Origin of the sequence: Psychrobacter fozii (assembly GCF_003217155.1) — a bacterium.
Taxonomy (GTDB): domain Bacteria; phylum Pseudomonadota; class Gammaproteobacteria; order Pseudomonadales; family Moraxellaceae; genus Psychrobacter; species Psychrobacter fozii.
Map to the genome: position 1 here is coordinate 589480 of NZ_QJSU01000001.1, position 16808 is coordinate 606287.

Genomic DNA, 16808 nt, shown 5'->3' on the forward strand with positions numbered 1-16808 from the left:
AAAAAACACCCAACCAAGTTGAGTGCTTTTTTATTTATGACAAGCTGTTCATCAATTCAAAAAATCTGAGTTGAAAAGCTGTTTAGATAAGTTTACGTAGTCTAAGATGGTAACAAGGCAACCGAGCGCAGATAATACGTGTTTGTATATCTAGCGAGGTTAACGCCGTTACCGTTTAGAATACGTAAACGAATTATTCCCACTCAATCGTTGCAGGCGGCTTGCTCGAAACATCATAAGTCACACGCGATACTTCCGCGATTTCATTCATAATGCGGTTCGATACCGTCTCGATCAAATCATACGGCAGATGGGCAAAGCGTGCCGTCATAAAGTCTACCGTCTCAACCGCACGTAGCGCAATTACCCACGCATAGCGGCGACCATCGCCGACCACGCCGACAGATTTGATTGGTTGGAATACCGCAAATGCTTGTGCAGTCTTGTCGTACCAGCCTGATTTTTCTAGCTCTGCCATGAATATCGCATCAGCCAAACGTAGGATATCAGCGTATTCTTTTTTCACTTCACCAAGGATACGTACACCCAAACCTGGACCTGGGAACGGATGGCGATAGATCATTTTAGCTGGTAGACCTAAGGTAATACCAAGCTTACGTACTTCGTCTTTGAACAAATCACGTAATGGCTCAATCAGTTTAAATGCCAAATCATCTGGCAAACCGCCTACGTTATGGTGGCTCTTAATCACGTGTGCTTTGCCTTGATGCGACTTGGCAGATTCGATAACGTCTGGGTAAATTGTACCCTGTGCCAAGAACTCAACGACTTTACCATCGCTCTGCTCGCTCACTTGACGCGCGCTATCAGCGAATACGTCGATGAACGTTTTACCGATAATTTTACGTTTTTTCTCTGGATCAGACTCGCCAGCTAGTGCATTTAAGAATAAGTCTTCTGCATCAACACGGATCACTTTTACGCCCATGTTTTCTGCAAAGATTTGCATCACTTGGTCGCCTTCGTTCAAACGAAGTAAGCCGTTGTCCACAAATACGCAGGTAAGCTGATCGCCAATGGCTTTGTGCAATAACGCTGCTACCACTGAGCTATCGACACCGCCTGACAGACCTAGCAATACTTGCTTGTCACCGATTTGCTCTTTTAACTGTGCGATACGCATCTCAGCGATGTTGTCTGGCGTCCAGTTGCCTGCACACTCACATATTTCATGAACGAAACGACCTAGCAACGCCTGACCTTGTAAGGTATGCGTCACTTCTGGATGAAACTGTAGACCGTAGTATTGCTTGTCATCATTGGCCATAATCGCAATCGGGCAACTTGGCGTACTAGCAACGATGTCGAAGCCTTCAGGGACTTCAATCACTTTATCGCCATGACTCATCCAGACATTGAGCGTACCAGCTGCGTCTTCGATACCATCGATCAAGGTAGACGTGCCATTGATGTTGATCGTCGCTGCGCCAAACTCATGGATATCACTGGCATGAACCTGCCCGCCGAAACGATCTGCCATCGCTTGCATACCGTAGCAAATACCCAATACTGGTACGCCCAAATCAAACACCGCATCGTTGATACGTGGGCTGTTTTCAGCATGGACGCTTTCAGGGCCACCCGATAGGATGACACCTTTTGCGCCAAAATCGATGATGCGCTGAGCGTCGATGTCATAAGGGAACATCTCACAAAACACCCCAGAATCGCGCACGCGGCGGGCGATCAGCTGGCTATATTGCGAGCCAAAATCGAGGATTAAGATGCGGTCTTCTTTAATGGTAGGAGTGGCAGCAGTTGTGGTCATAAATCGATGTCCATCAATAGATAAATTGGTGCCCTATTTTAACAAGTTTACGCCCTCTATTGGCTATTAGATGATGAATTATTCGCGATTATTATTAGAGCGTGCCTTCCATTCACTCGATAGTCGTCTAAATGGGCTAAAAATAAGAACAGAAGAGACAGTAAGCCCAATCATAAGCCCAGTGACAAACAAGCTATCCGCCTCTCCATTTAGCAAGGACCCGTACTACTTACTGCACTTACTACGTAGCATCACTCAACGCTGCATACATACGAGTCAACCCTTCTAGTAACAATGCTCTAGGACATGCGACATTAATGCGCATTTTCAGATGACCTTTCTCACCATATTTGAATCCCGCACTCAGCTCAACCTTGGCAGCGCGAAGAGTGTCATACAGTGCTTGATCTTCTTGACCATACGCCGAGCAATCTACCCAAATTAAGTATGAGGCTTCTGGGCGCATAACCTTAATCTTAGGCAAATTTTCTTCTAAAAACTGCACCGTCAAATCAATATTGGCTTCGATATAAGCAAGCGCCTGCGTCAACCACTCATCGCCCTGCTCATAAGCCACACGCATAGCCGTATAAGCAAATAAATTCAGCTCATACTCGTCATTTAGGTTTTGCTGTTGGCTAATTTTTTTGACCAATGCCTCATTTGTTGCAAATATCATAGAGCCTTTGATACCGGCGATGTTAAAGGTTTTGGTCATTGAGGTCAGGCTTACGACATTGTGCTCATAGCCTTTTGCTAATGTTAGAAACGGTATAAATGTGTGACCAGTCAAGGTCAAATCTTGATGAATCTCATCACTGACAATCGCCACATTGTGCTTTTTGCAAATCGCAAGCAGCGCTTCAAGCTCATCAACCGTCCACACGCGCCCGCCCGGATTGTGCGGATTGCAGAGTAGATAAAGCTTAACATCATGTTCGATGATTTTGGCTTCGATATCGGCCAAGTCTAGATGATACTTACCCTCGGCTTCCTTTAGTGCAGAGAGCACAAGCTTACGGCCATTCTGCTCAACCTTGCTCATAAAAGGCGTATAAATGGGATCATTCACCAATACCGCTTCGCCTACTTCGGTAAAGACGTTCATCATCAGCGCTAAGCTTGGCACGACGCCGGGTGAGAACAATATATTCTCTTTAGTCAGCTGCAAACCATAACGACTGCCATGCCACTGAATAATTGAGTCATACAAAGCCTCGGTAGGTTTGGTATAACCCAATATACCGTGCTGCACTGCTTGCTCAATTGCGTCTAAGATAGGCTCAGCAGCCTTAAAATCCATATCCGCGACCCATAGCGCAATCGTGTCATCGGTATAGTGCCATTTGAGTGACCCTGTATTACGTCTATCGACTATCTCATCAAAGTTGTATTGCATTGGCATTCTTCTTAATTATAAAAATAGTGGTTTAGGGTACAACATGAAGGGCGTCATCGCCAATGGCTTTATGGTTGTTATATGGATAGACGAATGGTTAGCGTGTGTTAGAGCATGACTGTTTGTTCAGCTGTTTAATTACCGTTTACTCATTCGCTTAACTATTCTTTGAAGAGATAGTTGATTCAGTTTAAAAGAGGGTCAAGGCAACCGAGCGCAGATGTATATCTGATACCTCAAGTGAGGTTAACGCTGTCACTCTTTTATAGAGGATTGACTATATAGAATATTGATTGCTTGAACGGTCACTATAAGTTAATGTAAAAGTCGTATATAGTCGGTTCAATATCATTTGGATACAAGGAAGGTGAGTGAAAGTACTACAAATCGTAGACTAAACGAGACTGACACCGTATCCAATGTATAGGGGATTGACTAGAGTTAAGCTTACCTACCGACTGGAACGAATGTCATCATAGTATGTCAACACTATATACCTGATGGCTTTGATCCATCCAAACCACCTACTAAGCCGTTAAGGCTATCAAAAAGGAATTAAGAATGAAAATGGACTTTCTACCGAATTCAGTGCTAAAAATCAGTGCGCTCACGTTAGCCATCGCCGCAACCACGGCATGCACGACGATGGCAACAGGCGCTGAGCATAAAATGTCAGACGCTCCAACTACTGCCAGTGCTACTAGCAGTACCGCCATCACGCTTGGCAACGCTGCCACAACTAGCGGCACTAATGATACTGTCGCTATCGGTAGTCAAGCCAATGCAGGTCTGAACTCGGCAACGGCTGTCGGTGGTCAAGCCAATGCAGCAGGGCTAGGCTCAACCTCTATCGGTTGGCAATCAAAAGCCACTGCTGAACGCGCACAAGCGTTCGGTCATCTAGCTAATGCTAGCGGCGTTCGCTCTACCGCAGTTGGTGAAGCGGCCATGGCTGGTGGTACTAACGATACAGTCGCTGTCGGTAATAAAGCCAATGCAGGTCTAAACTCAGCAACGGCTGTCGGCGGCGAAGCCAACGCTGCTGGTCTAGGCTCAACGTCTATCGGCTGGAAATCCAAAGCCACAAGCGAGCGCGCACAAGCGTTCGGCCATTTAGCTGACGCTAGTGGTGTTCGTGCTACGGCAGTCGGTGAAGCGGCAGCAGCACAAGGTGCAAACTCAGTCGCGGTCGGTAATAAGTCTATGGCAGCTGGCATGAATAGCATCGCTATCGGTAACGAGGCAAAGGCAGCTAAAAACAACCAAGTCGTCTTAGGTAATGCTGGACAAGTGCAGTCGAGTACCGCAGCACAATCAGGTACGGTCAGAATTGTCACTATTGATGACAACGGCACGCTAGGTACGATGATGGTTGATTACTACCAAAAAGCTAAATAATTATAGTTGAGTGGTCAACACTGATGCTGTTGTAGTCAGTCATACTAGATAAAACAAAAACCTCGCGATTGCGAGGTTTTTTTGGGTCGTATGTTTGGTTCGCTTGATGGTATTTCGAAGTGCTGCGTTAGATTCTGTAGTTATTAAAGTTATTATGAAGTGGGAGCCAATCCTGCCATCCGCTATTATCTGCTTATCTAGGAGTGGCGCGGCAACGGTTTGGGTCATTCCTGTTTGGTGACGAGACTGCCCCAAAACCTAGCCTTCGCAACACGCCTCTTCAAGCAGGATAGCCGCTACTGTCAGGGCTAAACCGCGTCACAAGGCGGCTATTGAATGATAACTAACTTTAGACAGTTGAAAAAGATTCATCGATACTTTGCTTAAAAGATAGTTCTTTAATAGATTCAATTAGCTTTGTCTCATTCATAGCAATAAGCTGTTTAAACTCTGGATAACTTGCAACATGTTGGGGAATGGATAGCTTAAACTTGTGGATACTGCCACCAAAACCATTAAGCAATCCCATATTTAGCACCAAGTTATCCTCTTCTGTAGGAGCAATATAACCTCCAATATTCGCTTTATATAAAAACAAGTATGACAGGACTTGATTAAGGTCATCTCTATCGATTTTATTATCTTTCATACGCTTATATTTCGCGTCTAAAATAATACGATTGTCTTTCACAAAGTCAGGATAACGACGCACGTTATTACCTGAAAGCTTTTGAGCATACACCTTGATACCACCTTGTCGGGTATTGTTAGTGGGATGGTCATATCCGATAGGACGTAGTAGCGTGTTGAGGTACTCCTCCCATAACCACGCTCCATCAAACAAAATGCCGTGAGCCTTATCGTCGTTGTGAGCGTATTTTAGACCTTCATAACGCAAGATTTGCAGACAGATTTTTTGCAGGCCACTGTATTCCGTAAAGTAAGGATGTACAAAAGGCTTACGGTTAGTATTGATAATAGTATGTCGATCGCGTACATGATATGAAGGAGTATGTTGGACAATCAGATTGACGAAGTCAAGTGTTTCGCTGTCGCTATGCAGCACATCTCCCAGATTAGGTTTTTGTTTAATAAGCTCTATTGCGTGACGAATAAGCTGGGAGATTGAATTATCAAAACTATGTTCGCGCACACTGTAGGCAACGTTGCCTCGAAACGGCAGGTTTTTACGTAAATGGGCTTTGATGTCGATAGCACCTTTCAGACTACTGTCGTTATAGCTTTGCTTTTGATACTCTTTATACAGGCCTTGCGAGAGTGCTTTTTTAAGAAAATAAGGAAACAGATATACCAAAAAATCAAATAGGTTAGTTTGATTTCGACTGTGCTTTAAATCAAACAGGTTAATACACAATACTTTTTGCAGCATATAATGTAAAAAATAATCTTCTTCAATAGCCTCTTCTTGATTGGCCTGGTCATCACTATCAACAACAGAAGCCCGAGCAAAACGGGACTGGATTTTCAACTGTGTATCTTTCACACCAATAAAACCCATGACATTGCCTGTCTCTAAAACGGTCTGAGACTCATTAACCTTTAACTCAAAGATTGGTTTACTGGCAATATCATCTTCGTTATCCTCAAAATGCGCAGGGAAAATCAATAAATTAGGATGTGCGGTCACTAGTTCGCCAATATTCTTACTAGCGAGTAGTGATAAATCAGCTATAACTTTATTAACATTTGGAACATTGGCGTCTAGAATTAATGAATAATTATCCGTCGTTACGATCATCATCAAACCCTAACTGTAGATTATAGGCATCTTTTAATCCTTGAATCTGTTGCTCAGCATCAGGATAACCACGCAGATATTCAAAAAGTAGCGACTCTAAATGATATGTCCATAATTTATCGAAATCACCATCATAGTTGGCAAGCTTTAGGAAGTAAGATGGGCCAACATGATAAGCTGAATTCAATCCTTGCACAGATTCGATAGCCTTGTTTAAATCCATTAGGCGCTGTTCGGCTTCCTCTGCCCAATCATCAATTTGACCTTCCCACATAGATAGTCGATCTGCTGATTTGATTTCTTTCCATGCAAAACGGCGCCGCATAGCAAAATCAAAAGACTCAACACTGCGGTCGATATCATTCATTGTGCCAATGATATAGACGTTATCTGGTATATAAAAACCTTCTTTGAATACATCTTCATCCGTTTGCAAGTTGGCATATTGAGTAGTGACTCTACCACTCTCCCCTCGATAGCCAGGGTCAATAGAGAAGAAAAGCTCACCTAAGACTTTTGAGATTTCAGCACGGTTTATTTCATCCAAGATAATAATAAATTTTTTATTTTTATCGCCCGTATCAGACATTCTTAGTGCATATTTTTCTTTGATATAGTTACAAATTGGTATTAAGTAAGGCTTCCAATCTATTACTTTGCCAGTTTCAAAATAAGTTTGAATATAGCTTTTAGTAACTATCATTGGTGTTTGTTTGATTGTGTCAGGTATTGCAACACAATCACCTTTCTTGTTTATCGTTATTCGAAAAGGATTACCTTGAACACGTGTCGCAAGCTCTAAGCCTTTTTCAGCAACATCCTCTATAAAACTCGCATACGCTTGATCAAAATTATCAAGCTCTTGGTTGGCTTGGTTTTTGAGTGCTCTTTTACAAAAATTCTTGAAACTACCATCTCGTAGCTCAAAACCAACTTCTCCATTTTCATTTTGAATAGGTCTTAAGCCTTCGACAAAGTCAGTATAGTCATAAGATGGATGAAACTGAATGAGTTCATATTCTGCGCCCCATTCCTCAGCCAACGTTTTAGCTAAATAGGTTTTGCCTGTTCCGGGTGCACCTGTAAGTATGAGATTTTTATTAGCAAGTAATAGCTCGCTAATTTCTTGTAGCAATGGGTTGGTAATCGGTTGTTCATTTACGGTTAACTCATTGGTAAGCTTAAAATTTTTTTTATAAGCTTCAAACAAATCGCCTTTGAGGTCATTAATGATGCTGTAATAGTCTATCAAGGAAAGTTTGTTGCCAGTTAATGAGACGACTCGTCCAAATAGATTATACCCACCTTCACCCATACTTTTTAAAGAGGTTAAATCAATCTCGAAGCCTCTGTTTTTAAGAGTTTCGACTACGTCACTATTCTGAATAGATAGAAATGAGTTAACAAATGGCTTTATAAGTTCAAGTGATGTTTTATCATTACTAAATGGGACGTACTGAGCGTTAAAACCTAGTCCATAACCAACTTTATCATCTCTCAAGAATATGTGATACTGGATTTCATTATGTCCACCTTCATTTATAGCCCAGTCTACGTCATCACTTTTATATTTAAAAAGAATGCCTGATGTGGTTGCTCTCTCCTTATTTGACAAAATTTTTCTTTCTTTTCTAAATTTTATAATGAATTCGCTTAAATCTTTATTGATATAATCAATTAGAGCACCTAAATTTACGATATCAAGGTAATTTTTATTTACGTAATCCAGCTCTGTGATAGCGTCAACAAGCTCTTCGCGCATTTTCCACTCAAAAAGACTTCCCGCAACTTTCTTACCTGTCATAGTTACTAACCAAAAACTTTTTGCACCTTCTTCCGTGACAATTTCAAACTTATTTAGCTTTTCTTGAACTCTGGCACTAAACTGAGTAATAAATCCACTTAGAGAAAAAGGTGACATATTGTATTTGTCAGCTAAAAATTTACAGGTAGCTTTATGATTATGTTCTAAAAAGAAAATACTTAAAGCGAACTTATAATTATTCGACATAAAGCTTTCGTCGTTTAATACTATCTTCCATTCTTCTTTTGTGACTAATGAAGGACTATCTGTATCACTATTCTTAATAACTACCTGATCCATACTTAACCCTTATGAACTAATTGTATTTTTAATATTTTGATTATTTAATACCTTGAAACTACCGTCCCTTAAAATCAGCTTCACGTCTCTCAACCATCGCCATCACACCTTCTTTCGCATCTTCTGAATGAAAGAGCGGCGGCAGATAACTATGGATATTGGCCAATGCAGTCGCTGCGCCATTTCGACTGGCATCTTGCGCTGAAGATAAAGCACCTCTCACACCTAAAGGCGCGGCTTTGCAGATCTCTTGTGCCAGCGTCAATGCACGCTCGTACTCAGTACCATTGGCCACGACTTCACTGACCAAATTCAGTCTATCAGCCGTTTGCGCATCGAATGCTTTACCAGTGAGTAGATACGGCATGGCTTTTTGCCAGCCTGCCGCCGCGACAAAACGTACCGTCGCACCGCCAAATGGCATGATACCGCGCTGGACTTCCATTTGTGCAAAGTTGCAGTTGTCACTGGCGATGACCACATCACTATTTAGCATCAGCTCAATAGCCACAGTGAAGCATGTGCCTTTGACCGCTACGACCACAGGTTTGGTACGCAGTTTTCCACCGATGCCCCACGGGTCTATTTGATCGTCATTAAACTCAAACACACCATCGTTTAACTTGTCTTGCAGCTCTACCAAATCCAGCCCAGCGGTAAAATGATCACCATGCGCAAATATCAATGCGCAGCGTAAGTTGTCGTCTTGCTCGTAGCGTGTCATCGCGTCAGACAACTGGCCGATCATATGACTGTCAAAGGCGTTGCGTTTATTGGCACGATTTAGACCGACAAGGCAAACATGGCCTTGGGTGTTATAAGTGATGCGATTTTCTGTTGCGTTGCTGTCCGTAGTCATGGTTCTGTCCTTGTTGAAATAATCATTATTATGTAATGGGTGGTTATATAGTTGCGCCTCGATATCCTTGATAGCCTTGATATATCATCAGTCGCAGCAATTGGCTATCTTCAATACAGATCTTGCAAATGAAGATGATAATTCGGTAATAGATTCATAGAAATTTGTCGATAAATCCACTTTTAATATAGACACCCTCGCGCGATAACACAAGCAATAGAACTGACTCGAATAAAGCATAAATCGATAAAATTTGACCTCATTTACGATAAGTGCAACTATGATGCAGGTCTAGGTATTGTTTAGAGTATTTTATGGAATTTTGGCACGGTTTTTTGCTGATCACCAGCGTTCATCTATTGGCTGCAGCCTCACCTGGTCCTGATTTTGTCTTGGTATCACAGCAGACGTTGGCGAAAGGTCGACGCACAGGCTTGATCTGTAGTCTCGGTATCACCTTGGGCCTTGCCGTACATATTATCTATTCGGTATTGGGACTGGCGACGGTCATCGCACATTCGCAGCCGCTATTGACTACTATCAAATGGTTGGGCGGCGGTTATCTGATTTATCTCGGTTGGCAGGGCATCCAAGCCAAGCCTAAAAAGCCAGCAGATTTAGCCAACTTAACAAATGCAGCAGACTCAGAAGTAAGTTCAAGCGCTCACGTTTCACAGGATGCGCTTACTAGCCAAATCACGCCCACAACTAAAGATATCTCTACCCAAAAGTTACCTAGCAATAGCGAATCCACCTTTGCTACGTTGCGCCGTGGCTTTTTTTGCAATGTCTTTAATCCAAAAGCCCCAGTATATTTCGTCGCGATATTCACACTCGTATTATCACCTGATATACCGCTATGGCAGTTGGCCATTTATGGCGTATGGATGATGGTCTTACAAATGGCATGGTTTAGTACGGTCGTGATGCTGCTTTCCATCCCTGCTATTCATCGCCGCTTTCAGCGTTTTGAGCATTGGATCGACCGCGTATTGGGTACAGCGATGATAGTATTAGGATTAAATCTGATTTTACGTAGTCGATAAGACATTCGTTACTCGTGAAATCTGCTAAAATGGTTGATTATATTCAAACATCAAAGCCACACACTATGACCCGTATTCCAGCAAATAGTACACACAGAAACAGATCACCGGCGACCGCCAAAAAACTCGGCCAGCTACATCCGCGCAACCCACATCAGGGTCGCTATGACTTTGCGGTATTGACTCGCGCGTTGCCTGAGCTTGCCAACCATACTATTACCAATCCTAAAGGCGAGCCGACGATTAACTTCTCGGATAACCAAGCGGTACGTGTCCTCAATCAGGCGCTACTGGCCCATTATTATGGTGTAAAGTTTTGGGACATTCCAGAAGGCTATTTGTGCCCACCTATCCCAGGACGTGCTGATTATATTCACTATATTGCGGACTTGCTTGCGCAGACCACCCATGTGAATGCAGATAACACACCGCCGACAGGTAAAGAAATTCACGCTTTAGATATTGGAACGGGTGCCAGTGCTATCTATCCAATTATTGGTAGCCAGAGCTACGGTTGGCGCTTTACTGCTAGCGATATTGATCCAATTTCGGTCAATACCGCTGCGCTTATTTGTGATGCCAATCCAAAGCTAAAAGGTGCGGTAAAAGTCAAACTGCAAACCAATCCTAAGCATATGTTCGCAGGCATCATTGGTCGCCAAGACTACTTTGATGTGGTGGTCTGTAACCCTCCATTCCATGCCTCATTAGAAGAAGCGATGGAATCCAACAGCCGCAAGCAGCATAATTTGCAAAGACATCGTGGTAAAAATGAAAACGAACAAATCAGCCGCAGTTCGTCGAAGACAGGTAATGCGGCACAAAACCTGAACTTCGGTGGTCAGCATAAAGAGCTATGGAGTGAAGGTGGCGAGATTGCCTTTTTGACCAAAATGGCAAAAGAGAGCCAAGATTTTGCAGAGCATGTTGGATGGTTCACGACACTAGTCTCAAAGTCTGAAAATGTGAAACCATTACAGCTGTTATTAAAGCAACTTGATGTCGCCCAAATGCGTATTATCGAGATGAGTCAGGGTCAAAAGAGCACCCGTGTCTTGGCATGGCGCTTTGGCACTGACGAAGAGTAACCGTTAATAGCTTATCTATTTAAGTTTCACGTGAAACAAAAAAGCACCGCTCTAAAGTTTAGAGCGGTGCTTTTTATTGGAAATAGTAAATTTAAAAAAACTGATAGTCAAAGAAGTCTATAACAGGTACAAGGCAGCCGACTGCAGATAGTACAAGTAGTACATCTAAGGAGGGTAACGCCGTAGCGGTTTATTAATTCTTTGACTATATTAGCTAAAAAACATCACTTTTAATCCAATTAAAATAAGCACCAACCCACCTAATGCTTCTGCTTTATCTTCTAACCACGTACCCGATCGCCAGCCCAAATAAACGCCAAACAAGCCAAATATAGCAGTGACTACCGCGATGATTAAACAGGCTAACCATGCATTTAGCTCTAACAAATTGAGTGTAAATCCTGCTGCCATCGCATCGATACTCGTCGCAATGGCGAGTGTAAATAAAGTGCGGTGATTGATAGTTTTATGGCCGTTATGAATAACTGTCATTGCTTCACTATCAGCATTTATAGCGTCGCCGTTTGTGTGAAGCGCACTGTCGACAGCATCCTCCTCATCCGCAGTAAATACTTCGTAAAGCATCTTTCCGCCGAGAGCGATCAGAATAAATCCACCAATCCAAGGTGCAGCTGCTGCCAACCAACCCAAAAGTGCTACCCCTAATAGATAACCAATAAGTGGCATCACGCCCTGTGCAATGCCAAAATATAAGGCAGCATAAATAGCCAATCGCAGCAGATAAGACTTACTCTGTTTTTGTGACTTAGCACCCAGTCCAATAGCCACAGCGAATGCATCCATTGCTAATGCGATAGCAAGTAATACGACTTCAATCATTCTATTTTTCTCGTAAAGTAATCAGTTATTCGTTCCACGTGAAACAAAAATACCGCTTTGGATGCCAAAGCGGTATTTTTATATCTTATTAACAGCCAACTCTAAATTTAGATATCTAGATTAGAAACGGTCAACGCATTCTCTTCGATGAAGATACGGCGCGGCTCAACATGATCACCCATTAGGCACGTAAACATATGGTCAGCGGCGATCGCATCTTCGATAGTGACGCGTAGCATACGACGGTTTTCAGGATCCATCGTTGTGTCCCAAAGCTGATCGGCGTTCATCTCTCCTAGCCCTTTATAGCGCTGGATGGCTAGACCGCGACGTGCATCGACCATCATTTGCTGCCAGAGATAATCGAAGTCACGTACTGGGATATCTTTCGTCGTACCAGCGGTCGCTTCACGGCGAATAAAGGCATCGCTTTCAAGCAACGTGTTCCATTCAGCAGACAAGCGCAACAGCTTGCTGTATTCACCCGAACTAATGAAACTCGCATCCAGTAGATAATGATGAGCCAATTGATGCACATAGACCGTGATACGTGGTAGCCACTGTGCTTTGGTAGATAAAGCTTCACCATCGATAGTTTCTTCAGCCACCACTTCTGGCTTCATACCCAATAAATCAGCCGCTGCCGCATCCATATTTTTTGGCTGAGGTGCGTGGATATTAATCAGTTTAATCTCAGGACTTAGATCACTACCGAAATGGTCCAGCTGCGTTTGCATGGCGTCTTTCCATGCTTGCATAGCAGACTTATCGTTAGTCATATCCGTGGTCAGCTTTGGCGTATGCGTCAATGCATCCAAAAGCACCGCTGGAAAACGAATCTGCAAACGTGCTTTGATCAGCTGCGTTTGGTTATAGTCATTCAGTAATGTCTCTAACGCTTGACCAGTAATCGCAGGCGCATCAGCACTGATATGCAGCTTGGTATTGTCAATCGTCGATGACAGTAGATACGCTTTAAGTGCCTCATCGTCTTTTAGGTACAGCTCTTGACGACCTTTTTTGACTTTGTATAGCGGTGGCTGAGCGATATAAACATAGCCACGCTCGATTAACTCAGGCGTTTGACGGAAGAAGAAAGTCAACAGCAACGTACGAATGTGTGACCCATCAACATCAGCATCCGTCATGATAATGATTTTATGATAGCGTACTTTGTCAGGGTTATATTCATCAGGGCCAATGCCACAGCCAAGTGCTGTAATCAGGTTACCTACTTCAGCAGAAGACAGCATTTTGTCAAAACGAGCACGCTCAACGTTCAAGATTTTACCTTTTAACGGCAAAATGGCTTGGGTTTTACGACTGCGCCCCTGTTTGGCTGAACCACCTGCAGAGTCACCCTCCACAATATATAGCTCTGACAATACTGGATCTTTTTCTTGGCAATCAGCCAACTTGCCCGGTAAACCTGCGATATCCAAAGTCGTCTTGCGACGCGTCATCTCACGCGCTTTACGAGCAGCATCACGCGCACGTGCCGCATCGATAATCTTACTCGCAATCGCTTTACCCGCACTTGGATTCTCTAGTAGATAGTCATTAAACTTATCATGCATCGCTGATTCAACAGCCGATTTTACTTCGCTTGATACGAGCTTATCTTTAGTCTGACTAGAGAATTTTGGATCAGGTACTTTCACAGAGACGATAGCGGTGAGACCTTCACGGGCATCATCACCCGTTGCAGCTACTTTTTCTTTTTTGAATAAGTTTTCACGATCCATATAACTGTTCAGGCAGCGCGTCAATGCTGAACGGAAACCTGATAAGTGAGTACCACCATCTTTTTGAGGGATGTTGTTGGTGAAACATAGTACTTTTTCGTTATAAGTATCTGTCCACTGCAGTGCGACTTCAACACTGATACCGTCATCTTGTTGACTGGTAAAATGAAACACTTCGTTGACGCCGTCTTTGCCAGCATTGATATAGCTAACGAACTCGAGCAACCCACCTTTATGTTCAAACTCATGACGTTTATCAATGCGCTCATCAGTCAATACAATACGCACACCAGAGTTCAAAAATGATAGCTCACGTAAGCGTTTTGCTAAGATATCATATTCAAAAATAGTACCAGTGAACACATCACTGCTAGGATAAAAACGGATTTGCGTGCCCGTCTGATTCGTGGCTTCCATCTGCTGAATATCAGCATCAGGTACACCATCGGTATAAGTCTGATTATAGTGATAGCCTTCACGCCAGATATTCATCTCAAGCTTTTTAGACAAAGCATTGACCACTGAGATACCTACGCCATGCAGACCACCTGACACTTTATAACTGTTATCATCGAACTTACCACCAGCATGCAGTACCGTCATGATGACCTGTGCTGCAGATACACCCTCTTCTGGATGGATATCGACAGGCACACCGCGACCGTTGTCCATCACACTGACAGATTCGTCTTCATGGATAATGATGTCAATCTGATCACAATGACCCGCAAGCGCTTCGTCAATAGAGTTATCCACTACCTCAAAGACCATATGGTGGAGGCCTGTACCATCATCGGTATCGCCGATATACATACCAGGACGTACACGTACCGCCTCTAGCCCACGTAATACGCGAATATCTTTAGAGCTATAATCAGAGGGTAATACTTCAGGCGCCACAGCTGGCACTGTCGTTTCAGCAATGCTGTCTGATGTCAGTTGCTCGTGGTCGGTAGGTAATGAATCACTCATGTGTCTTCCTTAATCTAGCCATAATCAGCCGTTTGCTATGGACTCACCACTACGATGATGCCTCATAACGTTATTTTAGACTCAACTGTTGTAGTAAAAATCTTCGATACGCATCATTGGCTAAAACTTAATTAACCAAAATTTCGTCAGAGATGATATTGACTCAGAGAACACAAAGTCAGTGCTTTATAACTTCACAATCAGCTTCTTTTTTTTAAACATTATTAAAGCCAGTAGAATAAATTAAACACATACTTATCAAACACTTAGAAACCTATAGATAATAAAAAATATCTACATAACGCTATTAAACAACTTGCTGAAAACAGGATAAAAATAAAGCCTAATTTTAGCATTTTTTTGCTTCTAAGTCACTGTTTACTGACAGTTTTCTTAGTATGAATGGCTCTCGAAAAATAAACGGTACTGTAGGAAAATGATAGTAGGTATAGAGGATTTATGAGGTTGTAAATCAGGATGAAATAGACAGTATGAGGAAGTTATTAAAGAGGTTGGATATTACCTTGTTTCACATGAAACATATTAGGATTTGACCATAAATCTTGGATCATTGGCACGATATCATCAGTCAAACTGCTCATAAATACCTGGCAGGGCAACTGCGATAAAGTCGATAATAAAATCTCTATCGCTCTATTATCAAGCTCTGCCGTTATATCGTCTAGCAATACGACTGGCGTGGCTCTAGTATTAAACCCATCTCTCTGTGAGTCAACATTCTGTTCAGCATTGAGCAGTAGCGGTAACTGAGACAGCCTTAATGCAGTGATTAACAGCTTCTTTTCTCCACGAGACAATACGTTAGCCGCTTGCTCTTTTAGAGTTGGTAATTTAGCACTGACATCGTTTTTTGGCGTTGTGCTTGCAGACTCATTATTCATCTCTAGTGAATCATCAGAATGCCAATGCACATGAACATCAGCTCGATGGTTACCGATACGAGTGTATCCCAGCTGCAGATCCTGCTCTAGTCGCTCATTAAGCTGCACATCTAACGCAATACTCGTATCGTAGCCAGCATTGTAGCTTAAGCTCAATTGTTCGGCATAAGATGGCAGTAACTGCTCAATACTCTCAGCAAAATAAGGCTGCCATTCGGTAAATATCCGCTCACGATAATGATGAATGAGTGCTGCATGGCTACTCAATCCTTTATCCCATGACTTCAGCTCAGCAAGCTGCACTTGGGTCAAATGCCGTGTTTTTTTTAGTAAACTATTGCGCTGTTTTAGTAATCGTTGATAAGCAACCCACTGCGGATGAAAGCCTTGTTTCATGTGAAACACTAGCCAATCCAATAGCTGTCTACGACTGGCACTACCCTGCTCTAACATATCCATCGTTGAAGGATCTATCAGTAGTGTTGGCAGTTGCTCAGTTAAGATGCTTTGGTTGTAGACAGTCGTCTGATTAAGACGCAAGAGTGTTGTAGCATCAGCTTGTTTTTGGATAGCTAAGGTACTGCTATCATTAAGCTTAGCATGTACAGTAACCATATTTTGATGATGTTGAATATAGCGCTTGGGCTGGTGATGCCGGAAACTTTTGCCTCTGGACAGCAAAAATATAGCTTCAAGTAAGGATGTTTTTCCGCTGCCATTCGCGCCGATAATGACGTTACACGCAGCAGGCTGTAAATTGACTTGTGTTAGATTTCGAAGGTGTGATATTTGCAGACGTTCAATCATAATACTGATAGCCGCCTATTAAAATAGTATATAAAAGGTAATTATAAGTTGACTAAATTGTAGGCAAAAAAGATTAAAACTTAAAGGTGCAAATCTACTC

11 protein-coding genes are annotated in these 16808 nt (G+C 42.7%); 3 read left to right on the forward strand and 8 right to left on the reverse strand.

The genetic code is table 11. From position 1 onward, the window contains the following. Positions 1 to 193: 193 nt before the first annotated feature. On the reverse strand, positions 194 to 1789 hold the full coding sequence (guaA, locus tag DFP82_RS02480) for a glutamine-hydrolyzing GMP synthase (protein WP_110922130.1): 1596 nt from the start codon (positions 1787 to 1789) through the stop codon (positions 194 to 196). 241 nt (positions 1790 to 2030) lie between these two features. Next, positions 2031 to 3194, reverse strand: a complete 1164-nt coding sequence (locus DFP82_RS02485) for a MalY/PatB family protein (protein WP_110922131.1) — start codon at positions 3192 to 3194, stop codon at positions 2031 to 2033. Positions 3195 to 3749: 555 nt separating this feature from the next. Between DFP82_RS02485 and DFP82_RS02490 the strand changes: the two genes are divergently transcribed. Then, complete coding sequence (locus tag DFP82_RS02490) at positions 3750 to 4586, forward strand: hypothetical protein (protein ID WP_110922132.1); 837 nt, start codon at positions 3750 to 3752, stop codon at positions 4584 to 4586. A 349-nt stretch (positions 4587 to 4935) separates the two neighbouring features. On the opposite strand, the gene DFP82_RS02500 is transcribed toward DFP82_RS02490, so the two are convergent. The 3 genes from DFP82_RS02500 to DFP82_RS02510 are packed head-to-tail and all read right to left on the reverse strand — an operon-like array spanning position 4936 to position 9308. Next, positions 4936 to 6348, reverse strand: coding sequence for an McrC family protein (locus DFP82_RS02500; protein WP_110922134.1), 1413 nt, complete (start codon positions 6346 to 6348; stop codon positions 4936 to 4938). Then, positions 6326 to 8449: an McrB family protein gene (locus tag DFP82_RS02505; RefSeq protein WP_110922135.1), complete on the reverse strand. Its 2124-nt coding sequence runs from the start codon at positions 8447 to 8449 to the stop codon at positions 6326 to 6328. Before DFP82_RS02505 ends, DFP82_RS02500 begins: the two co-directional genes overlap by 23 nt. Positions 8450 to 8507: 58 nt before the next feature. Continuing rightward, positions 8508 to 9308 carry a crotonase/enoyl-CoA hydratase family protein gene (locus tag DFP82_RS02510; RefSeq protein ID WP_110922136.1) on the reverse strand — a complete coding sequence of 267 codons (801 nt, stop codon included), beginning with the start codon at positions 9306 to 9308 and terminating at the stop codon, positions 8508 to 8510. 314 nt (positions 9309 to 9622) lie between these two features. On the opposite strand from DFP82_RS02510, the gene DFP82_RS02515 reads away from it, so the two are divergent. Together DFP82_RS02515 and rlmF are read left to right on the forward strand one after the other, a co-directional pair. Further along, on the forward strand, positions 9623 to 10354 hold the full coding sequence (locus DFP82_RS02515; RefSeq protein ID WP_110922137.1) for a LysE family translocator: 732 nt from the start codon (positions 9623 to 9625) through the stop codon (positions 10352 to 10354). A gap of 29 nt (positions 10355 to 10383) precedes the next feature. Next, positions 10384 to 11442, forward strand: a complete 1059-nt coding sequence (gene rlmF, locus DFP82_RS02520) for a 23S rRNA (adenine(1618)-N(6))-methyltransferase RlmF (protein WP_110922138.1) — start codon at positions 10384 to 10386, stop codon at positions 11440 to 11442. Positions 11443 to 11652: 210 nt separating this feature from the next. On the opposite strand, the gene DFP82_RS02525 is transcribed toward rlmF, so the two are convergent. The 3 genes from DFP82_RS02525 to recF all read right to left on the reverse strand — a co-directional run bounded on the left by DFP82_RS02525 (position 11653) and on the right by recF (position 16708). Continuing rightward, positions 11653 to 12282 (reverse strand): manganese efflux pump MntP, encoded by a 630-nt coding sequence (locus tag DFP82_RS02525; protein WP_110922139.1) that lies wholly within the window; start codon positions 12280 to 12282, stop codon positions 11653 to 11655. Between the two features lie 107 nt (positions 12283 to 12389). Next, positions 12390 to 14999 (reverse strand): DNA topoisomerase (ATP-hydrolyzing) subunit B, encoded by a 2610-nt coding sequence (gene gyrB / locus DFP82_RS02530; protein ID WP_110922140.1) that lies wholly within the window; start codon positions 14997 to 14999, stop codon positions 12390 to 12392. Positions 15000 to 15502: 503 nt separating this feature from the next. Further along, complete coding sequence (gene recF / locus DFP82_RS02535) at positions 15503 to 16708, reverse strand: DNA replication/repair protein RecF (protein WP_110922141.1); 1206 nt, start codon at positions 16706 to 16708, stop codon at positions 15503 to 15505. Positions 16709 to 16808 lie beyond the last annotated feature (100 nt).

Bases quoted from the DNA above. Each gene is read 5' to 3' on its own strand.
- guaA (WP_110922130.1), bottom strand. From the start codon at position 1,789: ATGACCACAACTGCTGCCACTCCTACCATTAAAGAAGACCGCATCTTA.
- DFP82_RS02485 (WP_110922131.1), bottom strand. From the start codon at position 3,194: ATGCCAATGCAATACAACTTTGATGAGATAGTCGATAGACGTAATACA.
- DFP82_RS02490 (WP_110922132.1), top strand. From the start codon at position 3,750: ATGAAAATGGACTTTCTACCGAATTCAGTGCTAAAAATCAGTGCGCTC.
- DFP82_RS02500 (WP_110922134.1), bottom strand. From the start codon at position 6,348: ATGATGATCGTAACGACGGATAATTATTCATTAATTCTAGACGCCAAT.
- DFP82_RS02505 (WP_110922135.1), bottom strand. From the start codon at position 8,449: ATGGATCAGGTAGTTATTAAGAATAGTGATACAGATAGTCCTTCATTA.
- DFP82_RS02510 (WP_110922136.1), bottom strand. From the start codon at position 9,308: ATGACTACGGACAGCAACGCAACAGAAAATCGCATCACTTATAACACC.
- DFP82_RS02515 (WP_110922137.1), top strand. From the start codon at position 9,623: ATGGAATTTTGGCACGGTTTTTTGCTGATCACCAGCGTTCATCTATTG.
- rlmF (WP_110922138.1), top strand. From the start codon at position 10,384: ATGGTTGATTATATTCAAACATCAAAGCCACACACTATGACCCGTATT.
- DFP82_RS02525 (WP_110922139.1), bottom strand. From the start codon at position 12,282: ATGATTGAAGTCGTATTACTTGCTATCGCATTAGCAATGGATGCATTC.
- gyrB (WP_110922140.1), bottom strand. From the start codon at position 14,999: ATGAGTGATTCATTACCTACCGACCACGAGCAACTGACATCAGACAGC.
- recF (WP_110922141.1), bottom strand. From the start codon at position 16,708: ATGATTGAACGTCTGCAAATATCACACCTTCGAAATCTAACACAAGTC.